Source organism: Staphylococcus pseudintermedius, from assembly GCF_034042775.1.
In the GTDB taxonomy this organism is placed as follows: Bacteria; Bacillota; Bacilli; order Staphylococcales; family Staphylococcaceae; genus Staphylococcus; species Staphylococcus pseudintermedius.
In genome coordinates this window covers 1,392,770-1,410,965 of the sequence record NZ_CP120150.1, presented here as the reverse complement: position 1 = coordinate 1,410,965, position 18,196 = coordinate 1,392,770, and the positions used below count along the sequence as shown (strand labels likewise).

The 18,196-nt window shown below is 37.0% G+C and carries 20 protein-coding genes; 6 read left to right on the top strand and 14 right to left on the bottom strand.

Annotation, left to right across the window (positions count from 1 at the left end; all coding sequences use genetic code 11):
* Positions 1-191: 191 nt before the first annotated feature.
* The 3 genes from P3U61_RS06765 to lysA are packed head-to-tail and all read left to right on the top strand — an operon-like array spanning position 192 to position 3,688.
* Positions 192-1,346 carry a M20 metallopeptidase family protein gene (locus P3U61_RS06765; RefSeq protein ID WP_014613950.1) on the top strand — a complete coding sequence of 385 codons (1,155 nt, stop codon included), beginning with the start codon at positions 192-194 and terminating at the stop codon, positions 1,344-1,346.
* Positions 1,343-2,422 (top strand): alanine racemase, encoded by a 1,080-nt coding sequence (alr, locus tag P3U61_RS06760; protein ID WP_037543065.1) that lies wholly within the window; start codon positions 1,343-1,345, stop codon positions 2,420-2,422. The genes P3U61_RS06765 and alr overlap by 4 nt, the downstream gene beginning before the upstream one ends.
* Positions 2,423-3,688 carry a diaminopimelate decarboxylase gene (gene lysA, locus P3U61_RS06755; RefSeq protein ID WP_015729108.1) on the top strand — a complete coding sequence of 422 codons (1,266 nt, stop codon included), beginning with the start codon at positions 2,423-2,425 and terminating at the stop codon, positions 3,686-3,688.
* A gap of 121 nt (positions 3,689-3,809) precedes the next feature.
* On the opposite strand, the gene P3U61_RS06750 is transcribed toward lysA, so the two are convergent.
* The 3 genes from P3U61_RS06750 to msaA all read right to left on the bottom strand — a co-directional run bounded on the left by P3U61_RS06750 (position 3,810) and on the right by msaA (position 5,231).
* Entirely contained in the window at positions 3,810-3,989 is a 180-nt protein-coding gene (locus tag P3U61_RS06750; RefSeq protein ID WP_063284362.1) for a hypothetical protein, read from the bottom strand.
* A 540-nt stretch (positions 3,990-4,529) separates the two neighbouring features.
* Complete coding sequence (gene cspA, locus P3U61_RS06745; protein ID WP_014613945.1) at positions 4,530-4,730, bottom strand: cold shock protein CspA; 201 nt, start codon at positions 4,728-4,730, stop codon at positions 4,530-4,532.
* A gap of 192 nt (positions 4,731-4,922) precedes the next feature.
* The gene (gene msaA, locus P3U61_RS06740; protein ID WP_014613944.1) at positions 4,923-5,231 is read right to left on the bottom strand and encodes a regulatory protein MsaA; all 309 of its coding nucleotides are present in this window, start codon (positions 5,229-5,231) and stop codon (positions 4,923-4,925) included.
* Between the two features lie 158 nt (positions 5,232-5,389).
* Between msaA and P3U61_RS06735 the strand changes: the two genes are divergently transcribed.
* The 3 genes from P3U61_RS06735 to P3U61_RS06725 are packed head-to-tail and all read left to right on the top strand — an operon-like array spanning position 5,390 to position 7,476.
* Positions 5,390-5,662: an acylphosphatase gene (locus P3U61_RS06735; RefSeq protein ID WP_014613943.1), complete on the top strand. Its 273-nt coding sequence runs from the start codon at positions 5,390-5,392 to the stop codon at positions 5,660-5,662.
* A 12-nt stretch (positions 5,663-5,674) separates the two neighbouring features.
* A complete protein-coding gene (locus P3U61_RS06730) occupies positions 5,675-6,313 on the top strand; it encodes a 5-bromo-4-chloroindolyl phosphate hydrolysis family protein (protein WP_014613942.1) in 639 nt (212 codons plus the stop codon).
* Positions 6,310-7,476, top strand: coding sequence for a toxic anion resistance protein (locus P3U61_RS06725; RefSeq protein WP_015729110.1), 1,167 nt, complete (start codon positions 6,310-6,312; stop codon positions 7,474-7,476). Before P3U61_RS06730 ends, P3U61_RS06725 begins: the two co-directional genes overlap by 4 nt.
* Positions 7,477-7,521: 45 nt before the next feature.
* Here P3U61_RS06725 and P3U61_RS12270 read toward each other — a convergent pair whose 3' ends face one another.
* From P3U61_RS12270 to P3U61_RS06675, 11 genes are all read right to left on the bottom strand, one after another.
* Entirely contained in the window at positions 7,522-7,665 is a 144-nt protein-coding gene (locus tag P3U61_RS12270; RefSeq protein ID WP_015729111.1) for a hypothetical protein, read from the bottom strand.
* Positions 7,666-7,710: 45 nt separating this feature from the next.
* Complete coding sequence (locus P3U61_RS12265; RefSeq protein ID WP_063284363.1) at positions 7,711-7,926, bottom strand: BCCT family transporter; 216 nt, start codon at positions 7,924-7,926, stop codon at positions 7,711-7,713.
* A gap of 15 nt (positions 7,927-7,941) precedes the next feature.
* Positions 7,942-8,139, bottom strand: coding sequence for a BCCT family transporter (locus P3U61_RS06715; protein ID WP_110144899.1), 198 nt, complete (start codon positions 8,137-8,139; stop codon positions 7,942-7,944).
* Between the two features lie 143 nt (positions 8,140-8,282).
* On the bottom strand, positions 8,283-9,629 hold the full coding sequence (gene brnQ3 / locus P3U61_RS06710; RefSeq protein WP_015729113.1) for a branched-chain amino acid-like transporter carrier protein BrnQ3: 1,347 nt from the start codon (positions 9,627-9,629) through the stop codon (positions 8,283-8,285).
* Between the two features lie 118 nt (positions 9,630-9,747).
* Complete coding sequence (locus P3U61_RS06705) at positions 9,748-11,637, bottom strand: vWA domain-containing protein (RefSeq protein ID WP_099997520.1); 1,890 nt, start codon at positions 11,635-11,637, stop codon at positions 9,748-9,750.
* Between the two features lie 11 nt (positions 11,638-11,648).
* Positions 11,649-12,446, bottom strand: a complete 798-nt coding sequence (locus tag P3U61_RS06700) for an ATP-binding protein (protein WP_014613938.1) — start codon at positions 12,444-12,446, stop codon at positions 11,649-11,651.
* A 97-nt stretch (positions 12,447-12,543) separates the two neighbouring features.
* Positions 12,544-12,747 carry a DUF6501 family protein gene (locus tag P3U61_RS06695; protein WP_014613937.1) on the bottom strand — a complete coding sequence of 68 codons (204 nt, stop codon included), beginning with the start codon at positions 12,745-12,747 and terminating at the stop codon, positions 12,544-12,546.
* 3 nt (positions 12,748-12,750) lie between these two features.
* A complete protein-coding gene (locus P3U61_RS06690) occupies positions 12,751-13,575 on the bottom strand; it encodes a VOC family protein (RefSeq protein WP_063278733.1) in 825 nt (274 codons plus the stop codon).
* Between the two features lie 64 nt (positions 13,576-13,639).
* Positions 13,640-13,879: a hypothetical protein gene (locus tag P3U61_RS06685; RefSeq protein WP_014613935.1), complete on the bottom strand. Its 240-nt coding sequence runs from the start codon at positions 13,877-13,879 to the stop codon at positions 13,640-13,642.
* 198 nt (positions 13,880-14,077) lie between these two features.
* A complete protein-coding gene (gene sucB, locus P3U61_RS06680) occupies positions 14,078-15,355 on the bottom strand; it encodes a dihydrolipoyllysine-residue succinyltransferase (protein ID WP_037543052.1) in 1,278 nt (425 codons plus the stop codon).
* A gap of 14 nt (positions 15,356-15,369) precedes the next feature.
* A complete protein-coding gene (locus P3U61_RS06675) occupies positions 15,370-18,156 on the bottom strand; it encodes a 2-oxoglutarate dehydrogenase E1 component (RefSeq protein WP_015729117.1) in 2,787 nt (928 codons plus the stop codon).
* Positions 18,157-18,196: the final 40 nt, after the last annotated feature.

The following is an 18,196-nucleotide window of genomic DNA, read 5'->3' as shown; positions in this document are numbered from 1 at the left end:
CCAATGAACATTTTAATCAATCCTTATTTTGTTGAAGGGGCTAAACTCTCGGAGAGCAAAGCCATGAAGGCAATCAAAAACAAAATTCGCTGGAGAGGTAAAGTTTAACAAAAATATTGCATCAATCGCGTCAAAAATTTTTATGACCCACCCTCTTCTCTTTTTATACATAATGATGGGAGTGAAAGCATATGAATGAACTTGAATTTGTCACGCAGCATCGTCGATACCTTCATCAACATCCCGAGCTGAGTCTTCAAGAACATGAAACAACACAATATTTACAACGTTTTTTAGAGTCATTAGATATTCCTTATGAACGCCCTCTTGAAACGGGCATTATAGGTTTTTTAAAGGGTCAAAGTGATGAAACGATTGCTTTTAGAGCAGATATCGATGCCCTACCGATACATGAACAAAATGATGTGGACTATCGTAGTACAGTAGATGATCGTATGCATGCTTGTGGCCATGATGGTCATACGACTGCGCTGATGCTATTTGCACAACGTTGTAAAGCGTTATATGACAACGATGAATTGCCACATAATGTATTATTTATTTTTCAACCTGCTGAAGAATCAGGTGGTGGTGCGAATTTATTGATTAAAGCGAACGCATTTGCATCATATGACATTAAAGCAATCTATGGTGTTCATGTCATGCCTTTTGTCGAAGAAGGCTCTGTAGTCATTCGTGATAATGAAATTACGGCAAGTGCGACAGAATTCCGCTTTTTTATTGAAGGTGAATCGAGTCATGTTGCCAACAAAGAACAAGGTCAATCTGCGGGAGAAGCGTTACAACACATCATGATGCAATTGTCTCAAATTCAACAGTATCATTTGAATGGGCTGCAACGAAATATCGTCCATATCGGTCATTTTCATGCAGGAGAAGCGATTAATACAGTTCCAAGCAATGGTTACTTAGAAGGGACGATTCGCACGTATGATATGGATGATTTAAGTATCATACAAGGGCAAATGCAAAAAATTAGTGACAGTGCAGAATTGTTATTCGGCGTAAAGTCTGAAGTACGCTTTGCGGAAGGTTATCCACCGACAATAAATGATCCTGCATTAAAAAAATATGTCATCGAAAGCCTTGAATACAATCAACTCAATGTCATCGAAAATGAACTGCCCTACTTATTTGGTGAAGACTTCAGCTTTTATGGTCGAATCGCACCGGCGTATTTCGTTTTTGTCGGGATACGTAACGAAGAAAAGCAGTTCGTGACAGGTTTACACACACCACATTTGAACTTTGATGAACGCATGTTGATTCGTATTGCAGATTATTACGAACGCTTGTTAATGAACTATAATGAGGTGGAAGCATGACAGCATTATGGCAAGTCGATTCAGCCCAATTTCTTCAAAATGTGAAACAAGTAACGCAAAATCAATCTGTTATGGCGGTTGTGAAAAATAATGCGTACAATTACGGTTTGGATTTTGCCGTACAAATGTTTCAACAAGCAGGTATTGACACGTTCAGTACGACGTCGTTAGTTGAAGCGGTACGTATCCGAGAACTTGCGCCAGAAGCAACGATATTTTTAATGAATGCGACTGATGAATTTGAACGCTTGAGAGCGAATGATATCCATATGACGTTGCCTTCCTTAACGTTTTATCGTGAAAATAAAGCAGCTTTAGCGGGTGTGAAAGTGCATCTAGAATATGAAAATCTACTCCATCGTTCTGGCTTTAAAACAAAAGATGAATTACTGGCCGTTTTAGCTGATCACGAGCAAAATCCGGCACCTAAGATGGAAATTACTGGTTTGTGGACACATTTCGGTTATGCAGATGAGTTTGATGTCGACATGTATGAAAAAGAACGTGAGGCATGGTTGACTATTGTGGAGACACTCGTGAAACAACGAGGGTATCATTTCGACCTCATTCATGCTCAAAACAGCGCCAGTTATTATAGAGAAGGTCAACGTGTATTTGATCATCATACGCATGCACGTATCGGTATTGCGTTATATGGTTCACGCCCGTACGCTAGCTTGTCACCTGGTTGCATTACACAAGCATTGACAGTAAAAGCAAATGTGATTCAAGTGCGAAATGTCCAACAAGGCGATCACTGTGGATACAGTTTTGCTTATACTGTTGAACAACCGCATACACGTTTAGCGGTTGTAGATGTCGGATATGGGGATGGCATTTTAAGGACAAGAGCACAACATGACGTTTCAATCAATGGCAAACGTTATCCGATTCGTGCGCTCATGATGAGTCATATGTTTGTTGAAGTAGATGACACAGTATCAGCAAAAGATAGCGTCATTTTATATAATAATTCAGATTTGCGTATTGATGATTACACGTTCAAAGGTGTCGGCGCAAACTCTGAACAACTCAGTGCATTAAATTTGAATTCGTTAATAAAGGAGTATGTTTAAATGACAGTTAGTTATAATCAAAATGGTGAATTGACATTGGGAGGAACAAGTTTAAAAACGTTAGCACAAAGTTTCGGTACGCCGACAATTGTGTATGATGAAGCGCAAATTCGTCAACAAATGAGACGCTATCACAGTGCTTTTCAACAAAACGATATCGGCTATGTGTTATCTTATGCATCAAAAGCATTTACTTGTCTTCAAATGGTAAAACTTGCGGCTGAAGAAGATTTCGAATTGGACGTCGTATCAGAGGGAGAACTTTACACAGCATTGGAGGCAGGATTTGACCCCCAACGCATCCATTTTCATGGCAACAATAAGACAAAACATGAAATTCGTTATGCCCTTGAAAGTGGTATCGGTTATTTCGTCGTTGATGCGTTAGATGAAATTGACCTCATTGAACAGTATGCCACAAAACCTGTAGATGTACTGTTACGTGTGAATCCAGGTGTTGAAGCGCATACACATGAATTTATCCAAACAGGACAAGAGAAAAGTAAATTCGGTCTTTCATTAAAACATGGTCTTGCTTTGGAAGCAGTTGAAAAAATCCGTAATACTAATAATATCGTGTTGAAAGGTATTCATTTCCATATCGGTTCACAAATTGAAGAAACAACAGGTATGATCGAAACGGCTAAAATGGTGTTGAATTGGTTGGACGAACATGCGATTACGATCGATTTACTCAACTTAGGTGGTGGCTTTAGTGCACAATACGTTGAGGGTGACCAATCATTCGACATTGAAGCAGGTATTACAGAGATTGTACAAGCGATTAAAGCAGAATGTCAGCAATTGAAATACCCTATACCAACATTGAGTATCGAGCCGGGCCGTTCTATCGTTGCAGAAGCGGGTGTAACGCTATATGAAGTTGGTACGATTAAAGATATTCCTGGTGTCAACAAGTATGTATCTATCGATGGCGGTATGAGCGATCACATCCGTACAGCTTTATACGACGCGAAATATCAGGCGTTATTAATTAATCGTAATGAAACACCTGATGAAACAGTAACCATAGCAGGAAAACTATGTGAATCAGGTGATATTATTATCCATGAAGCAAAGTTACCGTCTAGTGTAAAACGAGGTGATTATTTAGCAATATTAGCGACAGGTGCGTATCATTACAGTATGGCTTCGAATTATAACCAAATGCAGAAACCAAGCGTCTTCTTTGTGAAAGATGGTAAAGCAAGAGAAGTCGTGAAACGTCAATCGTTACGCCAATTGATTATTAATGATGTGAAGTAAGTACTATTTATGATATGAAAGCCATAAATGATTGATTCGTTAGATAAACGCTTTTGACATACTGATTTGCGATAAAGTAATTATAAAAAAAGAGCACCTCGCCTTTTTATCGGTTAGGTGCTTATTCGAGTTTAACTCCAAACGTTAAATATTCAAACGCTTCATCTGTTAATTCTGAAAACCCTTCTGCTGGGTTAAATGTTTCAATCGAGTCTTCAACATCTAGTAACTTTCTATCTTTTAAAAGTTTATGTATTTCTGACCTCATTTTATAAAGTTTTTCATAATCAACTTTTTTCACAAACTCCCCCCTTTTGGATAGTCGCTTAAAATTGAGTGGTAAATCTGCTGAAAAAATGATCTACAGTATTATCAGTTGTTTATTTTTGTTTATCTTGCTTTCTATTTCTGCTTGCTCATTCTTTTGTTCTTATTAATGATTTCAAGAAACGGTTTAGCTACATCTTCAGGTGACATATAACCGTCTAATGTAGTTAAAAAATCTAATTGTATCATCCTACTTTATAGTAACTCTATCCTTAATATAAAAATTCTTAAACAGTTTCCACCTACACGAGCCATGCTATTCTAGAGTTTTTGAAAATGTTTAACATGTTACTGCAAAATGAAATCCATGTCGTTTAGTTGTGAGTTCTAAACTATGAAATATCATTGATTAAGTGACCCAATTTTGAATGAGAAATTGATAATCGAGATGAAATAATGAGGCACATATTAAGAGGTATTTTCATAACAGGATAAGATAAAAACATTTAAAAAAACAAAAAAACAGCGAAGCGAGCTTCACTGCTTTTTTCTAAGTCAATATTGCATCTATTTATTATAGTTTTACAACGTTTGCAGCTTGAGGACCGCGGTCGCCTTCAACTACTTCAAATTCAACTGATTGACCTTCATCTAATGATTTGTAACCTTCTTGGTTGATTGCAGAGAAGTGTACGAATACGTCGTTTTCTCCTTCTACTTCGATAAAACCAAAACCTTTTTCAGCGTTAAACCATTTTACTGTACCTTGTTTCATAATCTGTGAAACCTCCAAGACTAAAATTCAATATGCGCTATTCGCATATTACAAAAAATACTGATTCATTCTTTATAAATTCGATAAATAAAAACTGAAAAATATTCTTTGCAATATGGAATAATGCCATTGCTTACCCCTATTATAAGGTAATGTGACAATATTTGCAATATAGAATTTAAAATTTATTGATTAGTCTATAATTGGCAAATTCAAATATATTTTTTCGTTTTTTAAAGTAATGAAGCTATAAAAAATCTGTAAATCTTCATCACAATCCTCACAAAAATTCAAATCACAATTATTATAAAATGCATAAATGTTATGTTTGCCAACAATAAAATTGTCATAATCCGTTTTTGCTTGTTGAATCATGTGTTGATACGCTTGTTCAAATGCTTCAAATGTCTCAAATTTTTGCGAATCAATGATGTGTTCTGGCCAATCATCGAATAACCACCAACCTTCATAGTCTGCACGAATCTTAGCAACTTCCCACATAACCAACGTCCCCCTATATGTAAAAAAAGTCTTACTAAAAAAGATAGTATCTTTAAATTTAAAAAGCAAGCTAAAAGACCTAAAAATAAGAGATATGAAACTTAAATATTAGTCTTTTGCACTGAAAATACTTATAATTGAGTAGAGGGGTGAAATGTATGAAACATTATTTAATCCGAGTATACGGACGTGTTCAAGGGGTTGGATTTCGTTATTTCACTGAACGATTAGCTTTGAAGTATCAAATCAAAGGTACAGTGAAAAATGTTGAAGATTATGTAGAGGTGCACGCACAAGGCGATGACGCGTCACTTGAATCTTTTACACAAGGAGTCATTAATGGCGCCTCCCCGGCTTCACGTGTTGAAACTTATACAATAGATGAACTTGAAATTAACGAACCATATCAAAACTTTAGAGCGATTTCATAAAGGAAGATGAATATGAGGTATTTATTATCGAGGGTTTGGGGTGCCGTAGTTGGAGTACCTGTTGCAGTTATCGCCTTTTTTACAAGTGCCATTTTAGATTTTACATTTTTAATAGATTTTGTCATCGGCATCGCAGGTTTTGTAGTCGGTTATGTACCTACTCAGCGTTTGACGTCACGTGCCTATTTGAAAGAAATGAATTTGACACGTAAAGACTATCACTATATTATGCATCAAATTAACTTAGTTCAAAATAAAAATAAACGTATTTTAAAGTCGTTTATTAAAGTTAGATCAATACAAGATTTTAAGTTAGTGAATGATATTTACCGATTATCGCGTACAATTAATTCAGCCATTAAGCAACGACCTTTTCAGTTTTTTAATATTGAAAGCTTTTATTATTCACATATTGATAATGCGTTGAACTTAATTGAAAGTTATACGCGGCTTGCTAAAATGCCACTTAAAGCAGACAACGAGCGGCAAATGCTGCAACAAACACGGATTACTTTAGAAGAAGTGAAGCGTACACTCATTGCAGATTTAAAGCAAGTTAATGCGCAAGATTATGAGCAGTTAGATACTGAAATGCGACTCAATGAAATGTACCAAAGAAGACATGTTAAAGAAATGGAGAATGATTCATGAAGTCAAATGATCTCACGAATGCAACAAGTACACATCCATTAGATGCTTATTTTAATGATTATGATTATCCAAAAACAGCAACAGTGACGGAACTAGAAACAAAAGAATTAAACGAACATTTTAACGATCAAGACCGTCAAAAAGTTCAAAGTTTAGCAGATCAAATCGAACCATTAAATCATGATAGCTTATTGAAATTCGGCTCAAATGCACAAACACATCTTTCTCATTTTTCGCATCAAATGTTAGATGAAATTCAGTCGAAAGATGTGGGACCGATTGGTGAGACTTTGGAACAGTTGATGAAAAAGTTGAAAGAAGTGAATCCGGATGAACTTTCTCAACAAAATGATAATTTCCTCAAAAAATTATTCAAACGCTCCAAAAATTCGATGCAACAACTTTTTTCGCGAATGCAATCTGTGAGCGCACAAGTCGATCGTATTTCAATAGAACTAGATAAGAATAAAGCATTGTTAGTGAAAGATATTCAACTATTGGATGGCTTGTATCAACAAAATAAAGACTATTTTGATGTGTTGAATCTTTATATTGCAGCTGCAGAACAAAAGAAAACGGAAATTGAACAACATGTGTTACCAGAGATGCGTCAGCGAGTGAAAGCTGCTGATGACCAAATGGTGGTCCAAGATGTTGCGGATATGGAGCAGTTTGTCGATCGTCTTGAAAAACGAATTTATGATTTGAAATTATCACGCCAAATTTCATTACAATCTGCACCGCAAATCCGAATGATTCAAAATGTAAACCAAGCATTAGCTGAAAAAATTCAAAGTTCGATTTTAACAAGTATTCCATTGTGGAAAAATCAAATGGCGATTGCATTAACATTGCAACGTCAACAAAAGGCAGCGACAGCACAAAAGCAAGTTACGGATACGACGAATGAAATTTTATTACGTAATTCTGAAATGTTACGTCAAAATGCGCGTGTTACTGCAGAAGAAAACGAGCGTGGTATAGTCGATATTGAAACATTGAAGACGACACAAGATAATATTATTCAAACGATTGAAGAAACATTACAAATTCAACAAGAAGGTCGTGAAAAGCGCCAACAGGCTGAGAAAGATTTACTTGCATTAGAATCAGATTTAAAAGCGCGTTTAACTACAGCGAAAGACCAGCGCGACAGACAGTAGAGAAACATAAAAACAGGCTCGGATATTGTGTTACCGAGCCTGTTTTTATGTTTCTTTGCGATCAAGTTTATCATTTTTAGCTTTTCTCGATTCAACGATATATTCACGCATTCTCTCTTTATCTGGTGTCAGTGTTAAGCTGAGATGACGTTGTTCTAAATGAGCGTCTTTATAAAATGAAACGAGCATCAGTATAATGACGACGTTAAAGGGTAACGCTGAAATAATCGCCGCTCATTGTAATGCGCCTAAGCCTTCTCCACCATTTAATAATAATAAAGCGAATGCGATCAGTGAGAGCAATAAGCCCCCAATGACTTTTACGCGTCCTGTAGGTGTCAAAGAATCATGTGATGTTTGCATGCCGAGTACGAAAGTGGCGGAATCGTCAGAAATAATGAAAAATGTACCTACGAGTAACATGGTAATGACAGATAATATAGGTACCATATCGCAGCATTTGCTTCAAGTTTCGCATTCAGTGGCGTTAAATCGAGTGTCATCGGTTCGGTGATGCCGTAAAAAAAGAGACCCATCCCCTGTACTGAATAACATCGCGAGCCAAGATATCGTTTTAAACTCCGGCTCATCGGGCTTTCCTAAACACAACTTCCCTATTAGACTAAAAATAAGAAAGAGACTGAGAAACACAATAAACGTCATTTACAAACCATTGGGCTTAATTGAATAGGTCTTAAGTTAGTGGGACAAAAATGTGGTGATTACATATTAAAAAGCATAGTTTAAAGAGGAAGTAAACAAGACAAGCCACAGAAATGTGACTTGTCTTGTTCATGATGTTAAGCTTATTCTTTTTCGTACACGATGATATCAGAGTTTTTCATAAATGCGCCAATGATGTAACCAATAATCATTGTAATGACAGCGATTGGGAACCACTCTAATGAATGTTCGTGTAATGGCAATTGATTGATAAAACCAATTTTCGCCCAACCATTTGCATTGATGACACTAAGAATGGATTCAATCGTTACAACTGCAACAGTCATTTGTTGCGTAATCGGACGTGTCGGTACAAGGCGTGCGATTAAAATTAACATTACTGTTGTAATAGCGATTGGATAAACGATCAATAATACTGGAATTGAAAGTTTAATCACTGCGTTTAAACCTAAGTTCGATAAAATAAAGCTAATGATTGTAAAGATAAAGACATAAACTTTATATGAAATTTTCGGTAAGATGCTGTTGAAATATTCACTTACTGACACGATCAAACCACACGCTGTCGTTAAACAAGCTAGTGCTACGATAATACCGAGTAAATATTTACCAAATGAACCAAAGCCTGTATCTGCCATCGTAATGAGCAAGTAAGCACCAATGTTTTGGTCATTTTCAACTAATTTTTTCATTGTTTCTTCAGGGATGATTATGTGGTTACCAATGAAGCCCAAAGAAATGTAAATGACTGCTAAAGCGATGGCAGCAATGATACCTGCCATTGCAGTTTGTTTGAAAATATCATTTGCGTGTTTAATGCCTGTCGCTTTAATTGCATTTACAACAATCATTGAAAACGCAATTGCCGCAATCGCATCCATCGTTAAATAGCCTTCAGTGAAACCTTTAGAAAAGCCACCTAACGCAGAAGTGTATACTTCAGGGTTTGCAGTGTTTTGTGTGCTACCTCCAAAATCTACAAAACCTTTAATAATCATCGCAATAATCGTGATTAAAAGCAGTGGTGTTAAAATGGCACCGATACGGTCAACGATTTTGCCAGGGTTCAAACATAAGTACAACACGATTAAGAAATAGATCACTGAGAAAACAAATAACCAAACGGGACTACTCGAATGAATGATCGGTGTCACTGTCATCTCGAAAGACGTTGATGCTGTACGTGGAATGGCAAATAACGGTCCGATCGTTAAATAAATCGAAACTAAAAATACAACTGAGAAAACGGGATGTATTTTGTTGATCGAACCAATGTAACCTTGTTTATCTAAAGCACCTACCATCACGCCCATTAATGGTAAACCAATACCCGTAATGACAAAAGCTAAAATTGACGGCCAAAAGAATTGTCCACTTTCTAGTCCTAAATTTGGTGGGAAAATCAAGTTCCCTGCGCCAAAGAAGATGGCAAATAACATAAACCCAATAAATAAAGTGTTTTTATTCATAATGCTGCTCCTTAAAATTCCTAAATAAATATGATTCATTCTATCACAAGAACCCGTAGCCGTCTATAAAATTTCTGAAAATTTGAAAATTGTTGTTACATAATAGGCAAAAAAAAGACTAAAATGACTTCAATAATAACTTTTTCAGTAATGGTGAAAGTAAGCTTGGCAAATGTTCGACACCTTCAACAAAGATGGCATATTGTCCATAAATGTTATGGATCGTTTGTTCGATCGATTCAGTAATGGGTTCTTGACTTAAAAAGACATTGAACACTTCGATGCCGAGTTTACGTGAGTTTTCAACAGCCTCATACGTATCCAAAATGCCGTCTTGACTATAGTTAAACGCAGAAGGTTCACCGTCCGAAAAGACAATAAGAAAACGCTGTTGTTCTGAACGAGACAATAAACGATCACTTGCCACCCGAATTGCCACCCCATCACGATTATCGTCTTGAGGTGTGAGTGACATAATTCTCGGTGCTTCGGTATTGAAAGTTGACTGATGGTAATTAATAATCTCGTCAATGATATTCGGTTGATATTGTGCATCTGCATCAAAAGCATCTTCATTAAAAGCAAGTATTTCATGCTTTACATTGAGTGCTTTCAATGTTTCATGAAACAATACAACGCCTTTAATGGTTTCATCCATTTTGTCGTGCATACTCGCTGATGCGTCGATTAATAACGTAAAAGTAGCGTCAAAAGTTCGGCTTTGGTCAGCTTTTTTATAAAATAATTTATACTGATCATCTATAAACCAATTGACCAAATTACGCTGCAAACGCCCTTTCGTTAAATTCGCACGCACGTCTTGATATTCACGATCGATTGTCTTTTTAATAATTTGAATAAGGTCTTTGATTTCAAATTGGACCGATGTTTGAACTTGACGATAACTTTCAATATATTCTGGCAAAATATCTGGTACATGCCACTTAATATCTACATATTGGTTAATCCCTTTAAGGCTCAGTAATGCGTTTGAAGGCCCTTGTTCGCCACCTTCTTGATCATCTAACGTATCATTTGAACCTTTCCCCTTTTTACTCATCATGTCTGTCATGTCGTCAGTGCTGTCACCTTCACGTGCACTATCATCACCTAGCACATCACTGTTTTCACCTTCATGAAGTTCCATTTCGAGATAAGCACCACCGGCAGATTTACTATCGATATTTTTAGATTCTATTTTTTCAGTTTCGACATTGTCCTCTTTCTCTCCGTTATGCTGATCCGTATTTGCGGTATCGACACGTTTCAAATCTTCAAGTGTAAACTGGCATAATGCTTCATAGACGTGACGCGGGATATGATAATACTCGTTTAACATATCTTCGTCTAACCAGTCATCCACTTGATACATAATCCGTTGCGTTAAATACATTGTTTCTTCGCTTGACTGTAATTGAAACGCATCCGGCAAATATTGATAAATGAATTCGAGTGTCGGCTGAAAATCAGGATGAATATGCGGGATGGTATAAAAATCATCTCGTAAAAATGAATATTCTAAATTTAAAAAGAACAAATCTGTAAATAATGTTTTCGTTTGATACACGTTCATTTGTGATGCACTGTATTGCTGACGTGTTTGCTTACGAAGTTGGATCAATTTTTGGGTTCGTGGCCGTTCGCGTTCAATTAAATTTAAAATTCGCATCTCTTCCATCATCTTAAAAAGTTGACGATAGAGTTTCGGATGATTGAATCCCTCCTCATTCGACACGACTTTATTGACAATTTGTGGATCCATATGAAAATAGCTATAAGTCGCCAGTAAAACGTCTGTCTTCAGTCCGGTATGTTCAACATATTCAGGTCGATGGGCCCAAAAAGAACTACAAATAACCTCATCATTGATGGCATCATAATATGGAAATTTATGGACTTTGACTTGTGTATTCGGATTTTTCAACAATAGGCGTGCTAAATCTTGTAACATCATCATTTTCATGGCATCGAGTTGTTCGTCGTTAAACATGATAAAGCGATCGCTCATAATATCACCTTCTAAAAGTTAAGTTCTACCGCATTCATTATCGCTTGTTGTTCGCGTTCATCTTCTAATTTATCAATGATACTACGTTGAATCGCGCGTTCAATCGGCATCACAGTCGCTAAATCGCTCATATCGATTAATGCACGAATACTTGCTGCTTCTTCAGACAATTGACCTTGTTGTGTCATCGTACGTAAATCAGCATTAAATTTAATAATTTGATCAATTAGTGAATCGTCTTGCAATAAACTTTGTGCTTTGATGACATCATGTAAAGTTTGGCCATCAATATAATTTACATTAATCACGACGAAACGGTTTTTTAACGCCTCATTCATCGGTAGTGTCCCGACATAGCCTTCATTAATGGCTGCTATGACTTTAAAACCAGGCGCCGCTTTGATAACTTCACCCGTAAATGGGTTGGTCAATTGACGACGATAGTCCAACACACCATTTAAAATTGGTAACGTTTCCGGTTTCGCCATATTGATTTCGTCGATGTATAAAATATGACCTTCACGCATCGCACGAATAACTGGACCATCGATAAAAACAATCTCTTGATGGCCTTCATCTGATGTTTTAATCGTTTTAAAGCCAAGTAAACTTTCTGCATCTAAATCAACAGAACAGTTAATTTGATGCATCGGTAATTCAGTCATTTCGCTTAACGTTTCAGCTAATCTCGTTTTCCCTGACCCAGTTGGCCCTTTTAGTAAAATATTTTTATTCAATTCGAATAACTTGATTGCATCTCCTAGAACAGTCTCATCGGAGTTGATATAACCAGTAAATTCCTTAACCATTGTCATTTTCCTTTCTATTTAAGTGCATGAAAAAAGACGTGAGTACCGAGATACCCCCGCTTTTTTAAATTCTAAATCGCTATAACGCAAGAAATACTTATACTTCTTCAAAATAAGTTTTGTAATAACCGCCAACGTGACCTGAGTTATCAATAATTTGATAGTATTCTTCAGTTTCGTTAACGACATCATATGTTTCACCAACAGTTAACATATCGCTGACAGTAAATTTCTTTGCATCTGTATGAACGACTTTCACCTTTTTTAGTGGTGTACGCGTTTTCCAAGTTTCATGTAACATAGTTTAACTTCCTTTCGTTGCATGCGCTAATGTTAAAATCAATGCCAAACCACTCATATCATTGACGCGAATCGAACGCGTCTCATGTTGGTCATTTTTAAGTTGTTGAAAAGGGATATCGTGATGTGTCAGTTGATTCAACGCATCATTAAATTCGGCTTCGTGTTGTGCTGTGAATTCGAGTTGGTCAACGATGCCATAAGGTGGAATTTGTATAGTGTCTGATTGATAAATATGAACTTCAGCACCTAACCCACCGCCCTCACCTTCCATAACTACGACAGATTGATTTGTTTGAGGTGACGTGTATTCAGCAATAGGTTTAAAGCCAAACAAATTACTTAATAACGTCATCGTCACAGCAGGTTCTTGTGTACGCAACATCACTGGACCGAGTCCTTGTACTTGATGTAGCGGACTCACAGAACTCTCTTCACTAGGCATTCCCAATCCAACACCGACATTCGCTTCGTCTGAAAAAATGTTGAAATGTTGGTCATTGGCATCAGAAAATTGTAGCCTTTGATGACCATTCAACTGTGCAGGTCCTTCAAAAGCATATTGGTGTTCTTGTAAAATGGCCATATATTCGTCAATACCATGGTTACTCGGTGTACGCAATGCCACACTTTCAAAATGTTGATGCTTCGGTTTAATCGATTCTGCTATTTCAACAAATTGAAGGCGCGTACCAGGGCTAAGTTGTGCATCTCCAAATTGAACACGATTGCCCTTTCTATCGTAGGCCATACCTAACATATTATGGAATAAATCAATCGTTTTGTCTATACTTTTAGTGCCCAATGTCACACTGCGAAATTGCGCCATTTCATCTCACTCCTCTTCACATTCATTATAACTTAAATGAACTATCGAATCAGAGTTGATGCCTTTATAATTTTATTAGCACTCCCGAAGTGATCAATGCTAAACCCAAAATCAAATATATCGATTTAGAGTGATTGAACTTCAAATGATCTATCGCAAATAGCACTAATAAAGAGGTACCAAGCAACTGAAAAATCGGATAATAATGCATAAAACCAAACAGACTTGCGATAATGAAACCGAATTGCGCGATGATGTTCGCAATACCAATCACAATTAAAATATATATGAGCGCATGATTCATCCGTAACACCCCTTTCGATGGGTTAATATTTTGTTATATATTAATATAAATGCCCCCAAATGTCATGAGGTGTTATAAAATTTAGATGATTTCTACATTTTTAGTTCACTCAAAAAGCATAGCCCAATTTAATCAATTGACTAGAGATTATAAAAAAGAGAGAAACCTATTACAGATTTCTCTCTAAACCCGAAACGATTAAGACTCTAATAATAAATCTTCAGGGTTTTCAATTAACTCTTTAATCATCTTCAAGAAACTTACAGCTTCTTTTCCGTCGATAATTCTATGGTCATAACTTAATGCGATGTACATCATTGGGCGGTTTTCAATCGTATCTTGATCAATCGCAACCGGTCTCGTAATAATAGAGTGCATACCTAAAATTGCAGCTTGACTACCATTGATAATCGGTGTTGACATCATTGAACCGAAAATACCACCATTTGTAATTGTGAATGAGCCGTTCATCATGTCATCCAGTGTCAATTTGTTATCACGTGCTTTTGACGCTAAGTTGGCAATTTCTTGCTCAATTTCAGCAAAGTTCTTCTTATCGCAATCTCTAACGTTTGGTACGAGTAAACCGCCTGGTGTAGACACGGCAATACCGATATCGTAGTATTGTTTTGTAACCATGTAGTCGCCATCGATTTCAGCGTTCACTTCAGGGTAACGCTTCAATGCGGCAACCGCTGCTTTTGTGAAGAATGACATGAAGCCAAGTTTCGTGCCGTCGTGATCTTCCATAAATTTATCTTTTTTACGTTTTCGGAGCGCCATCACGTTCGTCATGTCTACTTCATTGAATGTCGTTAACATTGCAGTGTTATTGCTTACTTCTAATAATTTTTTAGCTGCAGTTTGTTTTCTACGACTCATTTTTTCACGAATTACTGGTTTTGATGGTGTTTTAGGTGCTTGTGGTGTAGCAGCTTCTTTTTCTTTAGATTGAGCAGCACCTGTTGATTTTTGTTGTGAGCCGCGTTCAACATCTTCTTTACGAACGACATCATTTGCTTTGCCACTCACTTCGCTTAAGCTAATGCCTTTTTCACGTGCCGCGCGACGTGCTGAAGGTGTTGCATTAATGCGTTCGTTTGAAGGACTGCTTTGGCTTTCTTTGTCAGAAGATGATTTTTCTTCTTTCTGCTCTTGTTTGTCTGACGCTTTTTGTTCTGATTTATTTGGCGCGTCTTTTGAGTCAGTTTTTGAATCATCACTTGAAGATGTAGCAGCGCCACCTTCACCCACTATTGCAATGGCTTGGCCGACTTCTACTGTGTCGCCTTCTTCAGCAAGTAACTCTTGAATTGTACCTTCTTCTTCAGAAACGACTTCGACATTCACTTTGTCTGTTTCTAATTCAAGGATGGCTTCACCTTTTTCAACAGTGTCACCTACTTGTTTTAACCATTCTGCAATGGTACCTTCTGTAATCGATTCTGCTAATTCTGGAACTTTTACCTCTGCCATTTTTCCTATGCCCCCTAAATATTTAAGCTATTTTCAATGATATTATTTTGAACAAGTTTATGAATTTCACCATCACCCTCGGCAGGTGCAGCTCTATGTTTTCTACCGTGATAAGTCAATTCGTATTGATCACCAATGATGTCTCTCAACATTGGATAAGCATAATGCCATGCCCCTTGGTTTTGCGGCTCTTCTTGAACCCATGCGACTGTTTTAAGGTTTGAAAGTGTTTCAAGAACTGATCGAATTTCTTCTTCTGGGAAAGGATAGAGTCGTTCAACAGCTATAAGTAAAATCGCTTCGTTTGGTGAATTGGCTAGTTTTTCTTTCAAGTCGATAAACATTTTGCCTGATGCGAGAATGACTTTTTTAATCTTTTTAGCGTCGTGTGCTTCTGGGAGTATTGGTTCAAAACCACCAGATGTAAATGCACTGATCGGTTGTGCGACTGTTTTATTACGTAATAAACCTTTTGGAGACATGACAACTAATGGTCTCATTGCGTCAGTTCCTAGGCTTGCCGCTTGGGCACGCAATAAGTGGAAGTAGTTGGCTGAGCTTGATAAGTTACAAATAGTCATGTTGTTTTCAGCTGCCAATTGTAAGAAACGCTCTAAACGTGCTGATGAATGTTCAGGTCCTTGTCCTTCAAATGAATGTGGCAATAAGAACGTTAAACCTGATGATTCGCCCCATTTTGCATTACCAGAGAAAATGAAGTTGTCAAAATACATTTGCGCCATATTCGCAAAGTCACCAAACTGTGCTTCCCAAATGTTAAATGATGACGGATTTTGAACATTATAACCATATTCAAAGCCTACAACTGCAGCTTCTGATAATGGAGAGTTATGAATGTCGAACGTCGCTTTTTGATCGGGTACATGTTGTAATGGCGTAAATGTGTCGCCATTTTCTTGGTCATGTAACACTGCATGACGATGGCTAAATGTACCACGTTCAGAATCTTGACCTGTCATACGAATTGGCGTCCCTTCTTGCATGACTGTCGCAAATGCTAGCTGTTCGGCATGTGCCCAATCCACTAAACCTTCTTCACTTTCAAATGGTTGCTTACGTTGTTCAAGAATACGATTTAATTTTTTGAAAACATTGAAACCTTCTGGATAGTTAAACATTGCATCGTTAATTTCTTTTAAGCGATCATATGACAGTTCAGACTCATTACTTTTTAAAGGTTGTGCGATACTATCAGGAATGCTCATATCCGTATTGTCATTTTTATCGTTTTTATCGATTTTGTCATGCGCTGATCGCATTTCTTTTTGAACGTTTTCCATCACTTCGTCCATTTCATCTTGGCTCATAATGCCTTCGTCTATAAGTTGTTTACCATAAATCACTTCAGACGTATCATGTTTTTGAATTTGTTTATATGGTAATGGGTTCGTTAATGTAGGCTCGTCCATTTCATTATGACCGAAACGACGGTAACCAACTAAGTCAATCACGACATCTTTATTGAATGCTTTTCTAAATTCCATTGCAATATCAATCGCTTCAATAGTTGCTTCAACATTGTCAGCATTCACATGCATAATCGGTACATCATACCCTTTAGCCACATCTGTCGCATACGTTGTTGAACGTCCGTCTTCTGGATCTGTTGTGAATCCGATACGGTTATTCGTAATAATGTGCAATGTACCACCTGTTGAGAACCCATCTAAATTACCAAGGTTCATTGTTTCAAAGTTCACACCTTGACCAGGGTATGCAGCATCACCATGAACGATAATCGGCATTGCATTTGAAAAATCAGTTTGCACTTTACCCGCATAGTCCGTTTGGTCTTGTGCCGCTCTCGTACGGCCTGTCACTACTGGCGCAACGACTTCAAGATGACTTGGGTTATTTGCTAACGTGATTTTTTGTTCAATACCATGGTTATTGATCGTTTTAACGCCACCTAAGTGATATTTAACGTCACCTGTCCAACCTGAAGTGATAGATAAGCTACCATCTTCTGGTAAAAATTTCATTGGATCTGTATGCATAAATTCTGAAAGCATCATCTCATATGGCTTTTGTAGCACGTGCGTTAAAACATTTAAACGTCCACGGTGTGCCATACCGATTTGAATGTTTGAAATTTCTTCTTCAGCAGCACGTTTAATTGTTTGAGTGATCATAGGTACGAGGGTATTGACGCCTTGGATTGAAAATCTTTTTGCACCTACAAAGTTCTTGTGAAGGTATTTCTCAAAGCCTTCAACGTGTGCCAGAAGTTTGAAAAGATTGATTTTTTCTTCTTTATTAAGGCTTGCTTTATATGGTGTTTCAATACGACGTTTTAGCCATATACGTTCTTTATTATTATTAATATGTGTATATTCGAAAGCAATTGGCCCCTTATAACGTTCTTCCATACGTTCAATAGCTTCATAGGCATTATCGTAAATGTCTTTAAAATGATCAGAGACGATTTCAGCTGAAATGTTTTCTAAAGTTGCTTGATCTAAGTTAAAGTCTTCTGGCTTTAATTTAGGAATATTTGTACGTTCTGGTGCATTCACTGGATAAATATCAGCTTCTAAATGACCGTATTGTCTAATATTATCGATTAAACGCATCACACGCTTGATCGTACTATCTCCTGAGCTTGATTCGGTTGTTGATGATGTTGTCGCTTCACCATCTTTAATTGTACTAAAGAGAACTTGTAAATCTTCAGTCACTGAACTAGGATCTTCTAAAAATTGATCATATAATTCTAAAATGAGTCCTAAATTTGTGCCGAAGTTTACAGGTGCCTCTGTCACCTGTTTATCGTTCTTCATAATCCACCCTCCACAGAAAAAAATAAAAACGCTTACAGGT

Bases quoted from the DNA above. Each gene is read 5' to 3' on its own strand.
- P3U61_RS06705 (WP_099997520.1), bottom strand. From the start codon at position 11,637: ATGAGCGATCGCTTTATCATGTTTAACGACGAACAACTCGATGCCATG.
- sucB (WP_037543052.1), bottom strand. From the start codon at position 15,355: ATGGCAGAGGTAAAAGTTCCAGAATTAGCAGAATCGATTACAGAAGGT.
- P3U61_RS06765 (WP_014613950.1), top strand. From the start codon at position 192: ATGAATGAACTTGAATTTGTCACGCAGCATCGTCGATACCTTCATCAA.
- P3U61_RS06675 (WP_015729117.1), bottom strand. From the start codon at position 18,156: ATGAAGAACGATAAACAGGTGACAGAGGCACCTGTAAACTTCGGCACA.
- P3U61_RS06695 (WP_014613937.1), bottom strand. From the start codon at position 12,747: ATGTTACATGAAACTTGGAAAACGCGTACACCACTAAAAAAGGTGAAA.
- P3U61_RS06725 (WP_015729110.1), top strand. From the start codon at position 6,310: ATGAAGTCAAATGATCTCACGAATGCAACAAGTACACATCCATTAGAT.
- brnQ3 (WP_015729113.1), bottom strand. From the start codon at position 9,629: ATGAATAAAAACACTTTATTTATTGGGTTTATGTTATTTGCCATCTTC.
- P3U61_RS06730 (WP_014613942.1), top strand. From the start codon at position 5,675: ATGAGGTATTTATTATCGAGGGTTTGGGGTGCCGTAGTTGGAGTACCT.
- alr (WP_037543065.1), top strand. From the start codon at position 1,343: ATGACAGCATTATGGCAAGTCGATTCAGCCCAATTTCTTCAAAATGTG.
- P3U61_RS06685 (WP_014613935.1), bottom strand. From the start codon at position 13,879: ATGAATCATGCGCTCATATATATTTTAATTGTGATTGGTATTGCGAAC.
- P3U61_RS12265 (WP_063284363.1), bottom strand. From the start codon at position 7,926: ATGGTACCTATATTATCTGTCATTACCATGTTACTCGTAGGTACATTT.
- cspA (WP_014613945.1), bottom strand. From the start codon at position 4,730: ATGAAACAAGGTACAGTAAAATGGTTTAACGCTGAAAAAGGTTTTGGT.
- P3U61_RS06700 (WP_014613938.1), bottom strand. From the start codon at position 12,446: ATGGTTAAGGAATTTACTGGTTATATCAACTCCGATGAGACTGTTCTA.
- P3U61_RS06715 (WP_110144899.1), bottom strand. From the start codon at position 8,139: ATGACGTTTATTGTGTTTCTCAGTCTCTTTCTTATTTTTAGTCTAATA.
- msaA (WP_014613944.1), bottom strand. From the start codon at position 5,231: ATGTGGGAAGTTGCTAAGATTCGTGCAGACTATGAAGGTTGGTGGTTA.
- P3U61_RS06735 (WP_014613943.1), top strand. From the start codon at position 5,390: ATGAAACATTATTTAATCCGAGTATACGGACGTGTTCAAGGGGTTGGA.
- lysA (WP_015729108.1), top strand. From the start codon at position 2,423: ATGACAGTTAGTTATAATCAAAATGGTGAATTGACATTGGGAGGAACA.
- P3U61_RS12270 (WP_015729111.1), bottom strand. From the start codon at position 7,665: ATGCTCGTTTCATTTTATAAAGACGCTCATTTAGAACAACGTCATCTC.
- P3U61_RS06690 (WP_063278733.1), bottom strand. From the start codon at position 13,575: ATGGCGCAATTTCGCAGTGTGACATTGGGCACTAAAAGTATAGACAAA.